Origin of the sequence: Nocardia sp. A7 (assembly GCF_046549215.1) — a bacterium.
Classification (GTDB): Bacteria; Actinomycetota; Actinomycetes; order Mycobacteriales; family Mycobacteriaceae; genus Nocardia.
In genome coordinates, this window is the sequence record NZ_JAJPWE010000006.1 from 72,039 (window position 1) to 91,050 (window position 19,012).

19 protein-coding genes are annotated in these 19,012 nt (G+C 68.1%); 7 read left to right on the forward strand and 12 right to left on the reverse strand.

Going from position 1 to position 19,012, the window contains the following annotated elements; genetic code table 11:
* The first annotated feature begins 280 nt into the window (after positions 1–280).
* Complete coding sequence (locus tag ACLJPD_RS29200) at positions 281–2,260, forward strand: nitrate- and nitrite sensing domain-containing protein (protein ID WP_410876420.1); 1,980 nt, start codon at positions 281–283, stop codon at positions 2,258–2,260.
* Entirely contained in the window at positions 2,257–2,631 is a 375-nt protein-coding gene (locus ACLJPD_RS29205) for a DUF742 domain-containing protein (protein WP_410876421.1), read from the forward strand. The genes ACLJPD_RS29200 and ACLJPD_RS29205 overlap by 4 nt, the downstream gene beginning before the upstream one ends.
* Here ACLJPD_RS29205 and ACLJPD_RS29210 read toward each other — a convergent pair.
* On the reverse strand, positions 2,628–4,583 hold the full coding sequence (locus ACLJPD_RS29210) for a GMC family oxidoreductase (RefSeq protein WP_410876422.1): 1,956 nt from the start codon (positions 4,581–4,583) through the stop codon (positions 2,628–2,630). The two genes, ACLJPD_RS29205 and ACLJPD_RS29210, sit on opposite strands and share 4 nt — an antisense overlap.
* A gap of 106 nt (positions 4,584–4,689) precedes the next feature.
* On the reverse strand, positions 4,690–5,163 hold the full coding sequence (locus tag ACLJPD_RS29215; RefSeq protein ID WP_410876423.1) for a carboxypeptidase-like regulatory domain-containing protein: 474 nt from the start codon (positions 5,161–5,163) through the stop codon (positions 4,690–4,692).
* 172 nt (positions 5,164–5,335) lie between these two features.
* On the opposite strand from ACLJPD_RS29215, the gene msrA reads away from it, so the two are divergent.
* A complete protein-coding gene (msrA, locus tag ACLJPD_RS29220) occupies positions 5,336–5,851 on the forward strand; it encodes a peptide-methionine (S)-S-oxide reductase MsrA (protein WP_410876424.1) in 516 nt (171 codons plus the stop codon).
* Between the two features lie 134 nt (positions 5,852–5,985).
* Entirely contained in the window at positions 5,986–6,990 is a 1,005-nt protein-coding gene (locus tag ACLJPD_RS29225; protein ID WP_410876425.1) for a hypothetical protein, read from the forward strand.
* Positions 6,991–7,043: 53 nt separating this feature from the next.
* Here ACLJPD_RS29225 and ACLJPD_RS29230 read toward each other — a convergent pair whose 3' ends face one another.
* The gene (locus ACLJPD_RS29230; RefSeq protein WP_410876426.1) at positions 7,044–7,292 is read right to left on the reverse strand and encodes a hypothetical protein; all 249 of its coding nucleotides are present in this window, start codon (positions 7,290–7,292) and stop codon (positions 7,044–7,046) included.
* A gap of 114 nt (positions 7,293–7,406) precedes the next feature.
* Between ACLJPD_RS29230 and ACLJPD_RS29235 the strand changes: the two genes are divergently transcribed.
* Positions 7,407–8,441, forward strand: a complete 1,035-nt coding sequence (locus tag ACLJPD_RS29235) for a hypothetical protein (RefSeq protein WP_410876427.1) — start codon at positions 7,407–7,409, stop codon at positions 8,439–8,441.
* 11 nt (positions 8,442–8,452) lie between these two features.
* Here the strand turns inward: ACLJPD_RS29235 and ACLJPD_RS29240 are convergent, their stop codons facing one another.
* The 3 genes from ACLJPD_RS29240 to ACLJPD_RS29250 form a co-directional block, all read right to left on the reverse strand.
* A complete protein-coding gene (locus tag ACLJPD_RS29240; RefSeq protein WP_410876428.1) occupies positions 8,453–9,109 on the reverse strand; it encodes a nucleotidyltransferase domain-containing protein in 657 nt (218 codons plus the stop codon).
* A gap of 83 nt (positions 9,110–9,192) precedes the next feature.
* The gene (locus ACLJPD_RS29245; RefSeq protein ID WP_410876429.1) at positions 9,193–10,782 is read right to left on the reverse strand and encodes a bifunctional phosphatase PAP2/diacylglycerol kinase family protein; all 1,590 of its coding nucleotides are present in this window, start codon (positions 10,780–10,782) and stop codon (positions 9,193–9,195) included.
* A 103-nt stretch (positions 10,783–10,885) separates the two neighbouring features.
* Positions 10,886–11,077, reverse strand: a complete 192-nt coding sequence (locus ACLJPD_RS29250; protein ID WP_410876430.1) for a hypothetical protein — start codon at positions 11,075–11,077, stop codon at positions 10,886–10,888.
* 111 nt (positions 11,078–11,188) lie between these two features.
* On the opposite strand from ACLJPD_RS29250, the gene gcvT reads away from it, so the two are divergent.
* A complete protein-coding gene (gene gcvT / locus ACLJPD_RS29255) occupies positions 11,189–12,289 on the forward strand; it encodes a glycine cleavage system aminomethyltransferase GcvT (RefSeq protein ID WP_410876431.1) in 1,101 nt (366 codons plus the stop codon).
* A gap of 38 nt (positions 12,290–12,327) precedes the next feature.
* Complete coding sequence (locus tag ACLJPD_RS29260; protein WP_410876432.1) at positions 12,328–13,425, forward strand: branched-chain amino acid aminotransferase; 1,098 nt, start codon at positions 12,328–12,330, stop codon at positions 13,423–13,425.
* 54 nt (positions 13,426–13,479) lie between these two features.
* Here ACLJPD_RS29260 and ACLJPD_RS29265 read toward each other — a convergent pair whose 3' ends face one another.
* From ACLJPD_RS29265 to ACLJPD_RS29290, 6 genes are all read right to left on the reverse strand, one after another.
* Positions 13,480–14,193, reverse strand: a complete 714-nt coding sequence (locus ACLJPD_RS29265; protein ID WP_410876433.1) for an MBL fold metallo-hydrolase — start codon at positions 14,191–14,193, stop codon at positions 13,480–13,482.
* Between the two features lie 132 nt (positions 14,194–14,325).
* Complete coding sequence (locus ACLJPD_RS29270; RefSeq protein WP_410876552.1) at positions 14,326–15,075, reverse strand: adenosylcobinamide-GDP ribazoletransferase; 750 nt, start codon at positions 15,073–15,075, stop codon at positions 14,326–14,328.
* A 115-nt stretch (positions 15,076–15,190) separates the two neighbouring features.
* Positions 15,191–16,264 carry a nicotinate-nucleotide--dimethylbenzimidazole phosphoribosyltransferase gene (gene cobT, locus ACLJPD_RS29275; protein WP_410876434.1) on the reverse strand — a complete coding sequence of 358 codons (1,074 nt, stop codon included), beginning with the start codon at positions 16,262–16,264 and terminating at the stop codon, positions 15,191–15,193.
* A 76-nt stretch (positions 16,265–16,340) separates the two neighbouring features.
* Positions 16,341–16,877, reverse strand: coding sequence for a bifunctional adenosylcobinamide kinase/adenosylcobinamide-phosphate guanylyltransferase (cobU, locus tag ACLJPD_RS29280; protein WP_410876435.1), 537 nt, complete (start codon positions 16,875–16,877; stop codon positions 16,341–16,343).
* 56 nt (positions 16,878–16,933) lie between these two features.
* Positions 16,934–17,848 (reverse strand): alpha/beta hydrolase, encoded by a 915-nt coding sequence (locus tag ACLJPD_RS29285; RefSeq protein ID WP_410876436.1) that lies wholly within the window; start codon positions 17,846–17,848, stop codon positions 16,934–16,936.
* A gap of 169 nt (positions 17,849–18,017) precedes the next feature.
* Positions 18,018–18,968, reverse strand: a complete 951-nt coding sequence (locus tag ACLJPD_RS29290) for a helix-turn-helix domain-containing protein (protein WP_410876437.1) — start codon at positions 18,966–18,968, stop codon at positions 18,018–18,020.
* Between the last annotated feature and the right edge of the window lie 44 nt (positions 18,969–19,012).

Genomic DNA, 19,012 nt, shown 5'->3' on the forward strand with positions numbered 1-19,012 from the left:
GCCCTTTCCGTGAACTCGGACCCGCCCTGCCCAGGCGGATCCTCTTATGTACCGACCATATTACGTGTTCGATACACATCCGACCGACGCTCCATTCGATCAATCCGCCGGACGCTACGAGTTTGCCTGATACGCACAATGTTTCGGGCAATCGGTGAGATCGCGCGCAGGGTCGGGCAGTCCGCTACTCTCACCGCGAGATAAACGTGACGGATGTTCATTTACGGCACCGGCACGTAGCGGAGCGCCGGGGCGTTCCGGGGAGTGGAAAGATCCAGATTTGAAGCTCAGGCGTACCGGCGTTCGTGGCCGGATCAGTGTGCGAATCCGATTGCTGTCGATGGTGGTCATCTCCAGCATCATGCTGCTGGTAGTAGGTGGTGGCGGCGCTGTTCACCTGGTGAACACCGCCAGGGAATCCACCGAATGGGCGGACCTTGCCAGCAGTACCACCACTCCCGCGATTCTGATGGTGTCGGCATTCCAGGAGGAACGCAGGCTGTCGCTGCTGCGCCTGGCCGGTGACATGTCGTCGGCGCCCGCGCTGGTCACCGCCAAGCAACGCGCCGATGAGGCGCTCGCCGCGGTGATCGCGAAAGGTGACGCCGCTCGCGCGCTGAATCCCGACGGTTCCCGCGAGGACATCGAGCGGTACAACGAACTCTTCGCCATGGTGCCGACCGTGCGCGCGGGTGTGGAGATCACGCGGATTTCCGTCGACGAGGTGTTCGCGATCTACACCGGGGTGATCGGCACCATTATCGCCGCGTCGATGCTGGCCGCGCGGGTCGCGCCGGACGCGAAGGTCGGCATCGAATTAGGTTATGCCGTCGACCAATTGCGTGCGGCCGAGGCGCTGTCGCAAGCCGACACTCTCGGTTCCGTCGCGTTGACCAAGGGTGAGATGAGTGCGGCGCAGGTCATCGAATTCGGTCGCCGGGTCGGTGAATTCCGTGGTGAGACAGCGTATTCCGCAACAGTATTGAAAGGTCGCCGCCTGGCACAGCTTTCGGAGATCACCGCGAGTCCGCAATGGCAGCAGGTGATCGCGATGCAGGACGCGATGCTGTTGCGCGGACCGGTCTCCGGGAACGACACCGAGACCGACCTGCCGGTCAGCCTGACGGACTGGCAGGACGCCTCGCGCCACGTCGGCTCTGCCCTGCAGAAACTCTGGGAAGACCAGAGCGGGGACGCGCACGTGACCGCCAGGGAACAGGGCGAACGCGACACCCGCACCGCGCTGCTCGGTGGCGCACTGGTCGCGCTCGCCGCGGTGACTGCCTTCGTCGTCGCGCTGTTGATGGCGAACCGGTTCATCGCGCGGATGCGCCGACTGCGCCACGACACCCTCGAACTGGCCGATGAGCGGCTGCCGGAGGTGATGCGCCGAGTCGCGACGGGGGAGACCGTCGACGCCACGGCGGAGGGCTCGCGACTGGACTTCGGCACCGACGAAGTGGGCCAGGTCGCCGAGGCGTTCAACCGCGCGCACATCGTCGCGATGTCGGCCGCCGTCGCCGAGGCGCAGACCAAGGCGGGAATCAGCACCGTCTTCGTCGATATCGCGCACCGCAGCCAGGTGGTGGTGCACCGCCAGCTCGCCCTGCTCGACCGCGCCGAACGCGACGAGAGCAACGCCGATCAGCTCGACCTGCTCTTCCAGCTCGACCACCTGGCCACCCGCGCCCGGCGCAATGCCGAGAACCTCATCATCCTCGGCGGCAAACAGCCGGGCCGCCGGTGGCGCCACCCGGTCCCGCTGTTCGACCTGGTGCGTGCCGCGATCGCGGAAAGCCTGGACTACACCAGGATCGACGCCAAGCAGATGCCGCAGGTACGGATCGCCGGGCACGCCGTCGCCGACGTGATCCACCTGCTCGCCGAACTCATGGACAACGCGACCGCTTTCTCCCCGCCCGAAACCCACGTCGTGGTGTCCGGGATCGTGGTCGGCCGTGGTGTCGCGGTGGAGATCACCGACCAAGGTCTTGGCATGTCGGAGGCCGACACGGCCGAGCGCAACGCGATGCTGGCCGATCCGCCCGACTTCAGCGTCGCCGCGCTGTCGGGCACTTCGCGGCTCGGCCTGTTCGTGGTCGCCACGCTGGCGGGCAGGCACGGCATCGCGGTGCGGCTGTCGGAGTCCGTCTACGGTGGCGTCCGGGTCGTGGTGCTGATCCCGACAGCGCTGGCCGAGGCAGCCGACCCCGAGTCGGCGATCTCCGGCCAGTTCCCCGCCGTCTCGCCGCGACCATGAGCGACGAGCGCGAACACTGGTACGAGGACGAGGCGGGCCCGCTGGTGCGCCTGTTCGCCGTCACCGGCGGGCGCGCCAAGGCGCAGCGACTCGACCTCGATTTGACCACCCTGCTAGTCGACGCGGGCTTCGGTGCCCGCTCACGGCTGCTCGCGCCGGAATACGACGCGATCGTCGGCCTGTGTCGCACCCCGCTGTCGGTCGCGGAGGTCTCCGCCCACCTGCACCTGCCCCTGACCTCGACGAAGGTCCTCATCGGCGACCTCATCGACGAGGGCAGACTCCGCGCCAGCGCGCCCATCAACCAGCTGAGCACCGCCCCGGACCTGAACGTCCTACGGGCGGTGCTCGCCGGGATCAAACGGTCCTAGGCCAGCCTGGCGGCCAGCCGTTTCGCGTTCATGTAGCCGATGGCCTCGATGGTGACCATCGGGTTGACGCCAGGGGCGGTGGGGAACGTGGAGCCATCGGCGACCACGATGTTGGGGACGTCCCAGGTGGCGCCATCGGGGTTGGTGGCCGAGACATCGGGCGAGCCGCCCATCCGGGCCGAGCCCATGATGTGCAGGGCGCCCATCGAGCAGCGGCCGGGGCCGTAACCCGCCGACTTGCAGGCAGCGCCGAATTCGGCGAGTGAGCCGCGGGTGCCGGGTTCGAAGGAGATGCCCGCCTGGTGACCGGAGTAGATCTGTTGCGCGCCTGCGGCTTCCAGGATGGAGGCGGCGCCGACGATGCCGGTGTGCAGGTGGTTGGCGTCGTAGTCCGACAGCTGGTATTTGACCACCGGTTCGCCGGATTTGTCGATCGAGACGGTGCCGGGGTCGCGGTCACGGGTGATGATCCCGATGGAGCTCGTGCGCGCGAAATCGAGCATCGTGTCGCGATGTCGCGCTGCGCCACGCCAGCTCATGAAGCCGGTGGCCAGGCCGGGGTGGACCGGGCCGGTCTCGTAGATCACGCCGTAGCCGTTGCCGTCCAGATTCGCGTGGTGTCTGCTGATGCGCCCCTGCAACGCGCCTTCCCACGGGCGGATCTCGTCTTCGAAAACGCCGAAAACCGCAGCGGCCGGATGCAGGCGCAGATGCTGCCCGATGTTCTTGTTGCGCAGCCCGGATCGTCGCAGCAGCGCCGGCGTCTGAATCGCGCCCGCGGCGACCACGACCGCCTTCGCGCGCACGGTGATCTCCACCCCGTCGGCGGTGACCGCCGAAACCGATTCGGCCCGACCGGATTTCACGGTAATCGCGCGAGCGTCGGCGTCGACCACCAGGCGGGCGCCGTGCTCGGCCGCATCGGCGAGCCAGGTCTTGGTCGCCGACTGCTTGGCGCCGAGACGGCAGCCGTAACCGCAACGGCCACACTCGATTCCGGCATCGCAGGCGTCGCTGACATTGCGCGGCAGGGTATCCACGTCCCAGCCGAGTGCCCGCGCGCCGCGTTCGAGAATGCCGTCGCGTGCCGAGAGTGGCGACTTGCCGTCGGTGACACCGATCCGTTTCCCGACGGCGGCCAGCGCGTCGCTGAACTCGTCCTCGGCGAACTGCGTGACGCCGGTCTCGGCCCATTCGGCGCGGACGTTGTCGGGTGTCGGCAGCGAGGTGCTCCAGTTCACCACGGTGCCGCCGCCGAGGCAGCTGCCGGCGACGAGGGTGATCTGGCCTTCGGCCGATGCGGCGGGGCCGGGGGAGTACAGGCTGGTCAGCGCGTCGAGTTCGCCGGTGCCGAAATCCTGGTCGTCGTAGTAGTTTCCGCGTTCCAGCACGATCACGTCGAGGCCTGCTTCGGCCAGTGCCGCGGCCGCGGCACCCCCACCGGCGCCGGAGCCGACCACCACGACATCGCAGTCCAGCGCGGTGGATTCGGTGTACCGCAGTGGCGACAGCGGCGGCTTCGGGGCGGTCGCGAGGCGACCGACCGGTGCCGGGTAGCCGATCGCGGTCCACAGCGGATTCGTCCCGGTGGGACCGGGGCTCACGTTGTAGGCGAGCAGCGAAGCCTGCTTGAGCGCCTGGAAGATCGCGCGGACCGGGGCGAGGCCGGAGTCGCCCAGGCGCAGCAGGGCGGCCTCACGTCGTTCCTGGGAGAGCGTGGAGAAGCGGCGCAAGCCGCTGCCGGTGAGCAGGCCGAAAGCGCGAGAATCCCACAGTCCCAACAGCATTGCCAGCTGCTTCTGCTCGGCCTCGCGAGGATTGCGCCCAAGGATTCGGAAAATCGTGTCGACCGCGCCGAGGTCGGTCGCCGCGGGCAATTCGAGCCCATCGCCGGGGAGAAACGTATCGCAGATCATGCCCAGCGCGGCCCGCTGTTCGGCTGTCGGTTCCATGCGGAAACCACCCCTTTTCACTCTGGGGTGAGTTCTATCACGGGACCCGCGACCGTGCTGGGCGTCAACAGGTTTCGGGCCGGGCAGCTACGCCCGGCCCACCGGATCAGTCCTCGGCACCGACGGTGAACTGGATCGTTTTGATCGTCGGCGTCGACAGGTCGACATCGGCCTTGGTCACCGCCCGCGCCGCCGCGTCGTTGCGGTAGGCGGTGAGCTGGTAGCGGCCGGGCTGTAGTCCGCGGAAACTCACCTGTCCGTTGGCGCCGGTGGACATGTGCCGGTGAACGTTGTCGCCGCACGCGTCGATGCCGGTGAGAACGACCTTTCCGCCCGCGATCGGCGTGCGGTTCTTCGCGGTGATCAGCACCGCGTCGATCTGGCCCGCCGCCGCCGGGGTGGCGCCGGGCACGCCATGGTCGTGCTGGCGTGCCTGTCGTACTTCTTCGCAGGGCGCCGCGTCCTGCGCGATCGAGTCGTCGGCGCCGGGGTGCGCCCACGCGGTGCTCACCGCGGCCCCCATCAGAGCTGTTGTCGCCAATCCGATCGCCAAACACTGGGAAATGACAAACCGTGGCATCGCGCCGTCTTCCTCCTGCTTCCTTGCCGGACATGAAAGTGCACGGGGATATTGCTGAGGTAACGCTCGGGCGGCAACAATACTGACGGGAATTTCGCGGCTCACACCGGTGTTCCATAGAAGCGGTTGTGGCCGATCTCTGCGACCGTAGAGCCCAAATGAAGGAGGACGCGTGACCGACACCCGTAAGGCGATTCTGGCCGGTGGATGCTTCTGGGGCATGCAGGATCTGATCCGTCGTCAGCCCGGCGTGCTGGCCACCAGGGTCGGCTACACCGGCGGGACCAACGACAATCCGACCTACCGCAATCATCCCGGCCACGCCGAGGCCGTCGAGATCGAATACGACCCGGCGCAGACCGACTACCGCGCGCTGCTCGAGTTCCTGTTCCAGATCCACGATCCGACCACCAAGGATCGCCAGGGCAACGATCTCGGCGACAGCTACCGTTCGGCGATCTTCTACCTCGACGACGAACAGCGCCGAATCGCCATCGACACCATCGCCGATGTGGACGCCTCCGGACTCTGGCCGGGCAAGGTCGTCACCGAGGTGACCCCGGCGAGCGCATTCTGGGACGCCGAGCCCGAGCACCAGGATTACCTGATTCGCTACCCCGATGGCTACACCTGCCATTTTCCGCGCCCCGGCTGGAAACTCCCCAAGCGCGACACCATCAGCGGCTAACTGTTTCGTACTCCGTCCGCCGCACTGCCGATATGCCATGATCGGCAGTGTCGGCGTGTGCGCAGTGACGTCGAATCGAAATAACTCACGACGGTGGCCGCGGTCGCCGCAGACGATGAGGGGACGCGATTCGAATGACGTATGGACAGCAACAACCCGGATATCCCGTGCCGGGGCCACAACTCGGCGTCGGTGACGCCCTCGGCTACGGCTGGGAAAAGTTCAAGAACAACGCCCTGGTGTGGATCAGCGTCATCGTGCTCGCCGCGCTGATCCAGATCGCGATCAGTTTCGTGTTCGGATCGTCGAGCAGTGTCACCTCCGACGCCGACGGCGGTGTGAGCTTCGGATTCAGCGTCTGGGGCTTTATCGGCAGTGTGGTGAGCACGGTGGTCGGGTATCTGATCTCGGCGGCACTCGTGCGCGGTTCCCTCCACGAAACCGACGGTCGCAAACCGGGATTCGGTGACTTCTTCAAATTCACCAATTTGGGAGCGGTGATCCTGGCGTGCTTCCTCGTCGGTATCGCCACCGGCATCGGCTTCGTTCTGTGCATCCTGCCGGGCATCATCATCGCGTTCTTCACCTGGTTCACGATGAACTTCGTGCTCGACCGCGATCAGGACGCGATCACCGCGATCAAGTCGAGCTTCTCGGCGATCTCGAGTAATGCCGGGCCGCTGCTGTTGCTGGCGCTGGCGCTGTTCGGCATCAATATCGTCGGTGCGCTGCTGTGCGGGCTCGGGCTGCTGGTCACGATCCCGGTGTCGATCATCGCCTCCACCTACGCCTACCGAGTGATCGTCGGTGGTCCGGTGGTCGGTGCCGCGGCCACCGCCGATCCCGGGTACCCGCAGCAATACGGTGGTCCCGCAGAGGGATTCGGTGGACAGCCGGGGTACGGCGGTCAGCCCGGATACGGTGGTCAGCCGGGGTACGGCGGTCAGCCGGGCTACGGCGGTCCGGAAGGTGGACAGGGCTACGGCGGGCCCGGTTACGGTCCTGGCCATGGCGGTCCCGAAGGTGGACAGGGCTACGGTGGGCCGGGTTACCCGGGCCAGGGCGGTCAAGGAAACCCCGACGGTCCCGATCTGGGCAAGCCCGGCGATCAGGGCTGGGGGCCCGAAGGCAACCGCTGAGCGTTGACCACGAAGGGCGTGCGATGTCATCCATCGCACGCCCTTCGTGCTGTTCACTCGCAGCCGATGCCGTCCCCGTCACGGTCGAGGCCGTAGTCATCGGGCCCGATCACCTTGACGCGCCCGGTGTAGACCGGCCCGTTGCCGCTGCCACCTTCGCAGTCGACGTCGCTGACGATGGGCAGGCAGGGGGTGTAGGAGTCGTGGCAGTCCGACGACTGCGCTCCTGCCACGGCCGGGGTCGCGATCGCGATCGCGAAGGCCGCGATGGCAGCGGAACCGAGGGTGACGACGTATTTCATTGTGCTCCGATCAATTATGTAGCGGCGCACAGTGTTTCATGGGTGGGCGATTTGCCGGAAATCTACTTGTCGGTACCAGCCGGTAGTATCGGGATTCTTCGAAGAAGGGGATTCATGCGGGGGAAATGGCGGGCGTGGTCGTGGTGGGCGCGGGGTGCGGTGATCGCGCTCGTGCTGGTCGTCGTGGTGTCGCTGCCGGTGGTCGGGGTGGTCACGGCGTTGCTGGTGTACAACGTCGGCGAGCAGTCGGAGCAGGCGCGGACCAGGGGTGAGGACGCGGTCTGGCTCGGACACGCCTGGGTAGACGGGCGTAGGACCGACGCCGATATCGACGGGCTGGCGGGGTTGCTGGCGGGTACCGGAGTGCGGGATCTGTACGTGCACACGGGGCCGTTGGAGCACGACGGGAGTCTGCGCGACGACCTGGCGCCGCGTGCGCGATGGTTCGTCGATGCGGTGCACGCGCGATTACCGGGGATTCGGGTGCAATCGTGGCTGGGCGATATCGTGCAGCCCGAATTCGATGGTCTGGATGTGGAATCGGCGGCGTCACGCGACCGGGTGGTGGCGTCGGCGCGGCGGGTGCTCGATTATGGCTTCGATGGGGTGCATTACGACCTCGAACCCATTCGATCAGGGTCGCCGGGATTTCTCGCGCTGCTCGACGCGACCCGGGCCGTGACTTCCGCGGCGCACGTGCCGCTTTCGGTGTCGGCGCCGGTGATCGATCCGTTGCCCGGATTGCATTCGGTGGGGTTGGCGGTGGCCGATCACGGAAAGTGGTGGAGCCAGGACTATTTCGCGGAGGTGGCTCGTCGCGCCGATCAGGTGGCGGTGATGTCCTATGACACGGCGATGCCTACCCGAGCGCTGTACAGCGGGTATGTGGCGCAGCAGACCGAGTTGGCCGCCGAGGTGACACCCGACAGTGTCGATCTGTTGATGGGCGCGCCCGCCTTCTGGGCCGACGACCCGGGTCATCACGGTGCTGCCGAGACGGTGGCCGCCGCCGTGCGGGGAATTCGCCTCGGCCTGACCGAAGCCGACGTGGGCCGAGCGAACTTCGGCGTGGCCATGTATGTGGATTTCGCTGCGACACCACAGGATTGGGCTGATTACCGCAGAGATTGGTGTCGGATGGCCGACTGAGTTCGTCGGACCTATTCCGTGGGTGATGAGCCGATGACGGGCGCGCAGATCTGTGTCGACCATGGGTGGTCGGGGTGGAGTTGAGTCAGCCAGGCGTGCAGGCGGGCCAGCCGGTGCTCGGGGAGCAGGGGGGCGACGCGGCGGAAGTCGGCGTCGTCCTTGGGACGGTTGGCTTTTGCCTTGAACAGCAGGACGACTTCGGGAATCAGGTAGGGGATGCCGTTGGTGGTGGTTCGGATGAGTTCGGTGTACGGAAGGGTGATGGTGGGGTCGCGGCGACAGATCCAGGTATCGCCGTCGTGCGGCTCGCGGAAGACGTCGAGGTGAAATGCGCCGGTGAAAGGGTCTCGGAGCCAGGTCTGGTGCAGTTCGGGGCGGCTTCCGGCCCGATCGTAGGGCCAGAGCTTGCCGTCGCCGACGACGTCCCATTCGTATTCGGGGAAAGCGTGGGCGATCTGCGGGAAATCTGCTCGGGGGACCGTGATTTCGATGTCATCGTGTGCGCGGGAGATCGCGCCGGCGAACAGATCGAGGGCCCAGCCACCCGCGACGGCCCACGGTGCGGGACAGGTCGCGAGGCGGGCGGCCACCACGCTCGGAGTCCACGGGTCCCAGCGGCGGGCGGCTTCGGTTGCGGTGATCGGACGTCCCCCGTCCGGCGAGCTCATCTGTCCATCCTCGGTACCCGCGGCCCGGTGCGCAAGGCTGTTGTGGGCGATGGTGATCGAGGTGAGACGGGTTTGTGAGAAAGTCAGCGGCGGCGGTCGGTGAGCCAGGCCAGGGGACGGCGGTGGTGGGGGCGGGGGCGATTTTCCCAGCGGGGATTGTCTTCGTCGCGGCGGTAGACCGGGATTCGGCCTGCCACGGAGAAGCGGAAAGTGGTTGAGATGCCTACTACTTCGCCGTCAGCGGCCACCGAGACGGGGGCTTTGGAGGTGACGGTGAGTTCGTGCATCTGGCGTTCGCCGTAGACGCGGCTGTGGCCGATGGCGGCGAGCATCAGAGCGATGACTGCGCGGGTGCGCGAGAAACGGACGTCGGCGCGGAGCCAGCGCACGTCGAGCAGGCCCTCGTCGAGGCGGGAGCGGAAGGCGGGGATGGCGCCGTGCGGATGGTAGGGGCCGTTGCCGATGAACAGGAACCACATGTCGTGCCAGCGGTCGTCGAGGCGGATGTGGATCGGCTCGGCGCGACGCAGGGTGACGACGAGGGCGGCGGCGAACGCGGGCCACTTGCCCCAGCGGTCCTCCCACTGCTCGCGCAGGCGCACCAGTTCGGGATAGGCGCCGATGCTGGCGGTGTTGATCAAGTGGTGGGTGTACGGCCCGTCGGGAGTGTCGAAGTCGACGGCGGCGATGTCGACTTCGACGGCTTCGCCGGTGCCGGTGGCGTCGGCCACTTCGCGCAGGTCGTAGACGCCGAGGTCGCGGGCGAAGTGGTTCAGCGTGCCCGCGGGGATGACGACCAGGGGCAGCTTGTTGCGGATCGCGACGGCGGCGGCCGCGGCGATCGTGCCGTCGCCGCCTGCCGCACCGACCGCGAGGACCGAGGCGCGCCCGTTCGCGTCGCGGGCCGCCGTGCCGACAGCGGCGTCGACGGCGTCCTGCAGCAGTTCGATGGCGTCACGGCCGGGTTCGGTGCGCACCAGCGTCGCCGCGGGCAGGGTTTCGACGATGTCGGCGGTGGGGTCGTAGGAGGAATCGCCCGAGCGCGGATTCACCAGTAGCACAAGGCCTTTGCCCTCGGCGAGGATCGGTGCGCCGTGCACGACGTGGGCGTCGGCCTCGTCGGATTCGCGGATCGGCCACCAGCGGCGGGTGGTCAGCGCGACGGCGGTACCTACACCGGCGCCGACGAGTACGTCGGACGGCCAGTGCGCGCCGGTGTGGATGCGCGAATAGGCGACCGCGGCGGCGACCGGGGCCACGGCGAGCGCGGCGCGCGGGCTCTCCAGGGCGACGGCCGTGGCGAAGGCGGCTGCATTGGCGCTGTGGCCGGACGGGAAGGACGACGACTCCGGGGCCGCGACCAGCCTGCGGCCGATCGGCATCAGTTCGGCGGGTGGCCTACGGCGCGGGATCAGTGTCTTGAGCACGAGGTTCACCAGGAAACTGCTGCCACCCAGCGCGATGACGCCGCGCAGAGCGGCTCGTCGCGGGGGACCCGGTTTCAGCGCGAGTGCCGCCGCGACAGCCAGCCAGAGACCGCCGGTATTGGCCGACCGGGTCAACCGCAGCATGCCGCGATCGACGAATGATTCCGGTATTCGCGACACTGCCCGGCTCATGCTGTCGTCGAGCCGGGCGACGTGGCCGAATCGTGCTCGGGGCAACTCACTCACAGTGAGAACCCTACAGCTGTTGGCGGTCAGCCTCTTTCGGTGCCGACGATGCCACCTGCGCACCCCTCGATGGCAAAGGCGGCATCGCCTGCGGGGGGCGGGATTACGGGGTCGGGATGGAAGGCGGGTCGCAGTCCGCGGTGGCGGGTGTGCCACTCAGCGATTGGAGGAGGCAGCCGATGTCGATCTGCGAGGAACCCGCACCGGCGCCGGTATCGGCCTGCGCGACGGGAGCGGCGATGAACAGACAGGCAGCGACCAGCGTGGTGCCTGCGGCAATTCTGCGAACGATCATGAGAACGATCCTCGCACCGGAACACCGAATTCGAACCATCCGGACCGCCCCCCAATTACGGGGGCAAGGTGGCAGATTCGGGCGCCGCCGACGGACCGATAAACTCGGCCCATGACCGACACCGCGCTGCTCGAGGGCCCCATCCACGCTGTTCATGTCGAGCTCGGAGCCACCTTCGCGCCGTTCGGCGGCTGGGAGATGCCCGTGCAGTACGGGGGCACGGTCGGCGAGCACACCGCGGTGCGCACCACGGTCGGGCTGTTCGACGTGAGCCACCTCGGCAAGGCGACGGTCGCGGGGCCGGGTGCCGCGGCGTTCGTGAACTCCGCGCTGACCAATGACCTGGGCCGGATCCGGCCGGGCAAGGCGCAGTACACGCTGTGCTGTGCCGAAGACGGTGGCGTGATCGACGACCTGATCGCCTACTACGTCAGCGACGACGAGGTGTTCCTCGTGCCGAACGCGGCGAACACGGCAGCGGTGGTCGCGCAGTTGCAGAAGGCGGCGCCCGCGGGCATCACGGTGACCGACCAGCACCGCGATTACGCGGTGTTCGCGGTGCAGGGCCCCAAGGCCACCGAGGTACTGACCGCGCTCGGCCTGCCCACCGAGATGGAGTACATGGCCTACGCCGACGCCGAGTGGGAGGGCCGCCCGGTGCGCGTGTGCCGGACCGGCTACACCGGCGAGCACGGCTACGAGCTGCTGCCGCGGTGGGCCGACGCGGAGCCGGTGTTCCGCGCGCTGATCGCGCAGGTCGAGGCGGCAGGCGGCCAGGCGGCCGGACTCGGCGCCCGCGACACCCTGCGCACCGAGATGGGCTACCCGCTGCACGGGCACGAGCTCTCCCTCGACATCACCCCGAACCAGGCCCGCACCGGCTGGGCCGTGGGCTGGAAGAAGCCGGAATTCTGGGGCAAGGCCGCGCTCGAGCAGGAGCGGGCCGACGGCGCGCGCCGTACGCTGATGGGACTCAAAGCGCTGGATCGTGGTGTGCTGCGGCAGGGTCAGACCGTGCTGCGCGACGGCGAGCCGGTCGGCGAGACCACCTCGGGGACGTTCTCCCCGTCGCTCAAGGTCGGCATCGCGCTGGCACTGCTCGACACCGACGCGAAGCTGGCACCCGGCGACGAGGTGGAGGTCGACGTGCGTGGGCGCAAGCTGCGCGCGACGGTCGTCAAGCCGCCGTTCGTCGACACCAAGACCAAGTAGTTTCAGTACCAGAAACCGGCCCGGATAGGATTGCCCCCATGACAGTCGCCGCTCAGTTCACCCGTATTCCGCACCCCGCGCCCACCTCGGCGCAGCAGCGGGACCAGGTACTGGCGACCCCCGGTTTCGGGCGGTTCTTCACCGATCACATGGTGTCGATCGACTACGCCGACGGCCAGTGGGGCAACGCACGCGTCGAACCGTACGGCCCGCTCTCGATGGACCCGGCGACCATGGTTTTCCACTACGGTCAGGCGATCTTCGAAGGACTCAAGGCCTACCGCCAGCCGAACGGCGAGATCGCGACCTTCCGCATCGATGCCAACGCCGCCCGGTTCCGCCGCTCGGCCGCCCGCATGGCGATGGCGGAACTGCCGGAGGAACTGTTCATCGAATCCGTGCGCCAGCTGCTCGACGTCGACGCCGACTGGGTGCCCGCGGCCGGTGGCGAGGATTCGCTGTACCTGCGCCCGTTCATGTTCTCCACCGAGGCGGGCCTCGGTGTGAAGCCCGCTTCGGCGTACAAGTACCTGCTGCTCGGCTCGCCCGCCGGTGCCTACTTCCCGCGTGGTGTGAAGCCGGTGCGGGTGTGGCTGTCGACCGAATACGTGCGGGCGGCTCCCGGTGGTACCGGTGAGGCGAAGGTGGCGGGCAACTACGCGTCGTCGCTGCTCGCGCAGGCGCAGGCCACCGACGAGGGCTGTGACCAGGTGGTCTGGCTCGACGCCTGCGAGCGACGCTACGTCGAGGAGATGGGCACCAACAACCTGTTCTTCGTGTTCGGCACCGGCTCCGAGGCGCGACTGGTGACCCCGGAACTGTCGGGTTCGCTACTGCCCGGCATCACCCGCGATTCGCTGCTCACGCTGGCTGCCGACTCCGGCTACCCGGTGCAGGAGCGCAAGATCTCGGTGGCGGAATGGCGCAAGGGTGCCGAAACCGGCGAGATCAGTGAGGTGTTCGCGTGTGGGACGGCCGCGGTGATCACGCCGGTCGGCTGGGTGAAGTCCGCCGAGGGTGAATTCGCCATCGGCGGTGGGGAACCCGGTGAGGTGACGATGGCGCTGCGCGACACATTGACCGGCATCCAGCGCGGTACCTTCGCCGACACCCACGAATGGATGCGCACTCTGTAAGCGCCACAACAGCATTCGAGAGCGGGTCCCGTCGCGGGTCCCGCTCTTGTGCTGTCAGCCCGGCATCAGCGCCTGCCATTCGCCGAGCGACTTCGGGCGCAGGACGTAGTTGGTGTCGCGCAGGGAAGCCAGTGCGCCGCTCGGTGCTTCGGAGTACCAGTGGCCGGGGTAGACGACCGGGTTGCCGTCGAGGGCGGCGAGTTTGCGCAGGCTGCGGAACATCTCGTCGGAGTCGCCGCCGGGGAAGTCGGTGCGGCCGCAGCCGTCGACGAACAGGGTGTCGCCGGAGATGAGGCGACCGTCGAACAGGAAGCACTGACTGCCCGGGGTGTGGCCGGGCGTGTGGAGTAACTCGATCTCGAAGGCGCCGACCTTCACCTTGTCGCCGTGGTCGTGGCCGGTCAGCTCGCTGGGGGCGATGCCGGTGGTCTGGGCCACCCAGTCCAGTTCGTGCTTGTTGACGTGCACGGCGACGCTGGTCTTCTCGAGCAGTTCGGCCACGCCACCGAGGGTGAAACCGAGCATGGTGCCGCCGACATGGTCGGGATGATGGTGGGTCGCGAGCACCCCGGATACGCGCATGCCGTCGGCCGCCGCGACGTCGACCAGGTCGCCCGCCTGGTAGGCGGGGTCGACCAGGAGGGTCTCGCCGGTCTCCCGATCGCCGATCAGATACGCGAAATTGCGCATCTGCGTCGCGATCGGATCGCCGACGGCGTAATCCCGACCGGACAGCAGCTGGCGGAAGTAGAGGCGCTCGGATGACATGCGCTCACCTTATTGCCACCGGTGTGCTGGAGCGGCACCCGAGTACCGATGACCGGACGATCTGTGCGAGCACACAACCCTCGACATGTCGGTCTTGTGACCAGTCCGAGTTTGCTGTGACTGCCCGTTCGGCTATAACGCCAGCGAGAACCCTACTGCGGCAACCGAAACCGTGATTTCGACCACTGCGCCGAGAATATCGCCGGAAAGCCCTTCGAAACGGCGGACACAGTGGCGGGTGATCGCGACGGTCGACGCGAGGGCGGATAGCACGACAACCGGGCCGAGCCAGAGGTTGTCTGGAACGGCCACGGCGGCGGTGATGACGGCGAGCGCGGGCCAGATCAGTGCGATGGCGCGCGGCTGAGTGCCCGCGACCAACGCGCCGAAACCGGCGTCGGGGGCGGCGGGGATGCCGGTCCGGCACGCCAGGACGACGGCGACTCGGCCCGCGGCGACCGCGAGGAGGATCGCGACCCAGCGCTGCTGTTCGGCCAGTGTCGCGAAGGCGACCGATTGGCTGGCGATGGCGAAAAGGAGGGCGGCGACGCCGAACGGGCCTGCCCCACCGGACTTCATGATCTCGCGGGCGCGCTGCGGCGGACCGTAACTACCGAGCCCGTCGACGGTGTCGGCCAGGCCGTCGAGGTGCATACCTCGGGTGAGGAGAGCGAGCAGACCGACGGTGAGTAGACCGGCAAGGAGGGTGGTCAGTCCTGCGCTGACCAGCAGCCAGGAAACTCCTGCGGCTACCGCCCCGAGAGCGAGGCCGATCAAGGGAGCGAGAGTGATCGCGTGGCCCGCGATACCCCGATCCACCTTCGTGGGCCCTGACACGGGGATGACCGTCAGCCAGGAGACCGCGAGCCGCAGCGCGTTCATGCCGATGTCCGGCATGTGACGACGTGGGCCGACGCTGCGAAAGGACCGCGATCCCGGGCAGCGGGGTGAGCTTCGGTGCTGCGCTGTCGGCTCGACTCGGCCGCGTCCGATTCGCTCACTTGACCAGGTCGACGGTGTCCGAGTCTTCGGCAGCGGTGCTCACGCCCGCGTCGGCGAAGGTCGACATCTCGGCGAGAGTAGCGACAGCGGCGCGCAGGATCGGGAGGGCGGTCAGGGCGCCGGAGCCTTCGCCGAGGCGCATGTCGAGGTCGATCAGCGGGGTCAGGCGCAGGTGCTTCAAGGCCAGGTCGTGGGCCGGTTCGGTGGAGCGGTGGGCAGGCAGCCACCAGGCTTTCGCACCCGCGGTGATGTCTTCGGCGACCAAGGCGGCGGCGGTGACGACGACGCCGTCGAGCAGGACCGGGGTCCGGCGAATGGCGGCCTGGGCGAGGAAACCGGTCATGGCGGCGAAGTCGGCGCCCGTGGCGACACGGAGCAGCTCGACGGGGTCGGTGGCGACGGGGCGGGCGCGGCGCATGCCGTCGCGGATGGCGGCGACCTTGCGGATCCAGCCTTGATCGTCGACGCCGGTGCCGCGGCCGACGGCGTTGACGGGTTCGGTGCCGGTGAGGATGGCGATCAAGATGGTGGCGGGAGTGGTGTTGCCGATGCCCATGTCACCGGCGATGAGCAGGTCGGCGCCGGAATCGATCTCTTCGTCGGCGATCGCGCGGCCCGCGGCCAGCGCGGCGGTGACCTCGGCTTCGGTGAGGGCGTCCTCGCGGTCGATGGAACCGCTCGCGCGGCGCACCTTGTGCTGGGACACCGAGGGGTCGGTGTCGCCGTCGACGGCGATATCCACGACCCGCACCGTCGCGCCTGCCACGGCGGCCAGTGCGTTCACGGCTGCGCCACCGGCGAGGAAGTTGGCCACCATCTGCGCGGTGACCTCGCTCGGATACGCCGAAACACCGTGCTTCGCCACCCCGTGATCGCCCGCGAACACCACCACGCGGGCGCGTTCGAACTGCTTGGGCGGGCACACGCCCTGGCAGGCAGCGACCCAGTTGCCGAGTTCCTCGAGCCGTCCCAACGATCCGGCCGGTTTCGTGAGCTGCGCCTGACGCCGCTCGGCCGCCACACGTACCTGCGTGTCCGGGGCCACGACCGGGTCGAATCCGTGAGTCACTGGCGAGCCTTTCGAAAGTCGGGTGTTCGGCACTCATCTTGCCCGGATCACCGCGCGCGGCGCCGACCGACCCGCCTCATTTCAACCGAACCGGCAGCCCGGCCACAACGAGATACGCCTCGTCGCACACCCGCGCGAGATGCTGGTTCAGCGTGCCGATCTCGTCACGGAACAGCCGCCCCGAACGGGTCGCCGGGACAACCCCCATCCCCACCTCGGGCGATACGATCACCAGTCGCTCGCGATAGGCCTCGACGGCGGCGACGAGCGCATCGCAATCGGGGGCGACGGTCCCGCGCGGTGCTTCCCAGGCAGCACGGGCGTCGAGGCGCGCGGTGAGCCAGGTGCCGATGTCGTCGAGCAGCGTCGCGGGGGCCACGGTGGCGAGAACCGTTGCGGGCTCGGTGTTCTCGACGGTCGTCCAGTGCGCGGGGCGCCGGTCGCGGTGGACGGCGATCCGGTCGGCGAAGTCGTGATCGGCGGGGTCGAGGACGGCGGTGGCCAGGTAGCGGACCGCGGGCGCCTCGGTCAGGAGCTCTTCGGCGAAGGCGGACTTACCGGAACGGGCGCCACCGAGCACGAGGGTGCGGGGTGGCCTGGCGGTGGCTGGCATTCCAGCACGGTAGCCGCTCGGTCGCCCGGCGACTCGGGGCTGGGTCACCCGTGCCGTCAGTGCGCGTGCAGCGCGTCCAAGATCATCGGGCGGGCGTTGGTGAGAGATTGTTGCCAGTACGGCCAGGTGTGGGTGCCATAGGTGAAGTCGACCCGAGCGGGGATGCCGAGGGCGGTGACGCGGTCGCGGAAGACGCCGGCCGTGATCACGGCGAGAGCCTCGATCGCGGCACCGTTGATCGTGTTGCCGACACCACTGGGCAGATCCTGGGGCCCGGGGACGCCATTGCCGGTCGTGACGTACAGCGGTAGATCGCGCAGGCGTTCGGCCTGGACGGTGACGTCGTTGCGGCTCCACGCGGGATCGTTCGCGGGGCCCCACATGTCATCGATATTGAAGCGGCCCTCGTCGAGCATCGCCGCGCGCATGGTGTGGTTCCACATCGGGGAGGTCGGGTTGAGGAAGCCGGAGAACGAGCCGGCGAATCGGAACTGGTCGCGATGATGGGCGGCCAGTGTCAATGCGGCGTTGCCGCCCATCGAGACGCCGACAATGCCGTTGTTCGTGCGCGAGACACCGTATTCCGCGAGGAAATCCGGCAGTTCACGGGTGAGGAACGTTTCCCACTTGTAGGTCGTGTTCTGGCCGTTGGTACTGCTGGGCCGATACCAGTCGGTGTAGAAGCTGGAGCGTCCGCCGACCGGGAACACCAAAGTGACGTTGTCACCGGCGAACTGGCGCAGTGCGTCGGTATCGGTGGTCCACTGGCTGTGGTCGGACGGGGCGCGCAGACCGTCGAGCAGGTACAGCGCGGAGCTGCCGCCGCGTGCGGCCCACTGCACCTGGACCTTGATCGGGCCCATGCTCGACGGCACCAACAGTTCCTCGAAACCGCCTGCGGGCGTGCGTGACACCGGTGCCGCCTCGACCGGACCCGCTCCGATCGACAGGACGGCAGCCGTAGCGACCACCGTGAGAATCTTTGTCAGCCAACCGGAACGTCCCCGCGCATAGAACACGCAATCAGCTGACCAGTAGCGGCGGGGCCAGTCAAGCTGATGCGGACACCCTACAGTCGCGAGGGGTGGGGAACTGTGTTGTTCACCAATGGGTTCCGCTCGTGCGTTTCAGGCGCGTTACTCAGGCTGCGCCGAACCGACGACGGTATTCGGTGGGGGCGATGCCGACGTGGCGCTGGAAGTGATGGCGTAGCAGGGCGCCGGAGCCGAAGCCGGACTCGTCGGCGATCCGCTCCAAGGCGATATCGGTGGTTTCGAGCAGGTGCTTGGCGAACAGGACGCGCTGAGTGGTGAGCCACTTGACCGGGGTGGTGCCGGTTTCGGCGGCGAAGCGGCGGGCGAAGGTTCGGGTGGACATGCTGGAGCGGGCCGCGAGTTCGTCGACGGTGTGCGGGTGGGCGAGGTTCTCGGCGAGCCAGGCCAGGGTGGTCGACAGGCCGGCGGAGCTGCACTCGGGGACGGGCTGTTCGATGAACTGGCGCTGGCCGCCGTCGCGTTGCGGCGGGACGACCATGCGGCGCGCGATGCCGTTGGCGGCGGCGGTGCCGATCTCGCGGCGGACCAGGTGCAGGCAGGCGTCGATGCCCGCGGCGGTGCCCGCGCTGGTGATCAGGTTGCCTTCGTCGACGAACAGGACGTCGGGGTCGACGGTGGCCTCGGGGAACATCGCCGCGAGTTTGTCGACGTAGCGCCAGTGGGTGGTGCACTTGCGGTTGTCGAGCAGGCCTGCCGCGCCGGCCAGGAACGCGCCCGAACAGACGGTGAGCACAGTCGCGCCCGCATCGGCGGCGTCGCGCACCACCGCGAGCACTCGATCGTCGTACTGGCCGATCGGGGAGGCCGGGATGGCGACCAGGTCGGCATCGGCGAGCTGGTCGAGGCCGAAGTCGGGGGCCACGGAGATGCCGGGGGTGGTGGACCGCAGCGGCTTGCCCGGCTCGGCGCCGCAGACCCGGAAGTCGAAACCGGGGAGGCCATCGGCGGTGCGATCGAGGCCGAAAACCTCACAGACGACGCCGAATTCGAACATGGCGAGCCGGTCGTTGAGCACCACCGCAACCTTCGAGAGCATGACTCATCGTAGCTGGCTGAATCTTTACGCACAATGACAGAACA

What these genes read in the sequence shown, in the direction of transcription:
- ACLJPD_RS29230 (WP_410876426.1), bottom strand. Translation starts at nt 7,292, where the DNA reads ATGAAATACGTCGTCACCCTCGGTTCCGCTGCCATCGCGGCCTTCGCG.
- ACLJPD_RS29260 (WP_410876432.1), top strand. Translation starts at nt 12,328, where the DNA reads ATGACAGTCGCCGCTCAGTTCACCCGTATTCCGCACCCCGCGCCCACC.
- ACLJPD_RS29225 (WP_410876425.1), top strand. Translation starts at nt 5,986, where the DNA reads ATGACGTATGGACAGCAACAACCCGGATATCCCGTGCCGGGGCCACAA.
- cobU (WP_410876435.1), bottom strand. Translation starts at nt 16,877, where the DNA reads ATGCCAGCCACCGCCAGGCCACCCCGCACCCTCGTGCTCGGTGGCGCC.
- ACLJPD_RS29240 (WP_410876428.1), bottom strand. Translation starts at nt 9,109, where the DNA reads ATGAGCTCGCCGGACGGGGGACGTCCGATCACCGCAACCGAAGCCGCC.
- ACLJPD_RS29210 (WP_410876422.1), bottom strand. Translation starts at nt 4,583, where the DNA reads ATGGAACCGACAGCCGAACAGCGGGCCGCGCTGGGCATGATCTGCGAT.
- ACLJPD_RS29290 (WP_410876437.1), bottom strand. Translation starts at nt 18,968, where the DNA reads ATGCTCTCGAAGGTTGCGGTGGTGCTCAACGACCGGCTCGCCATGTTC.
- ACLJPD_RS29235 (WP_410876427.1), top strand. Translation starts at nt 7,407, where the DNA reads ATGCGGGGGAAATGGCGGGCGTGGTCGTGGTGGGCGCGGGGTGCGGTG.
- ACLJPD_RS29270 (WP_410876552.1), bottom strand. Translation starts at nt 15,075, where the DNA reads ATGAACGCGCTGCGGCTCGCGGTCTCCTGGCTGACGGTCATCCCCGTG.
- ACLJPD_RS29215 (WP_410876423.1), bottom strand. Translation starts at nt 5,163, where the DNA reads ATGCCACGGTTTGTCATTTCCCAGTGTTTGGCGATCGGATTGGCGACA.
- ACLJPD_RS29205 (WP_410876421.1), top strand. Translation starts at nt 2,257, where the DNA reads ATGAGCGACGAGCGCGAACACTGGTACGAGGACGAGGCGGGCCCGCTG.
- ACLJPD_RS29265 (WP_410876433.1), bottom strand. Translation starts at nt 14,193, where the DNA reads ATGTCATCCGAGCGCCTCTACTTCCGCCAGCTGCTGTCCGGTCGGGAT.
- ACLJPD_RS29250 (WP_410876430.1), bottom strand. Translation starts at nt 11,077, where the DNA reads ATGATCGTTCGCAGAATTGCCGCAGGCACCACGCTGGTCGCTGCCTGT.
- gcvT (WP_410876431.1), top strand. Translation starts at nt 11,189, where the DNA reads ATGACCGACACCGCGCTGCTCGAGGGCCCCATCCACGCTGTTCATGTC.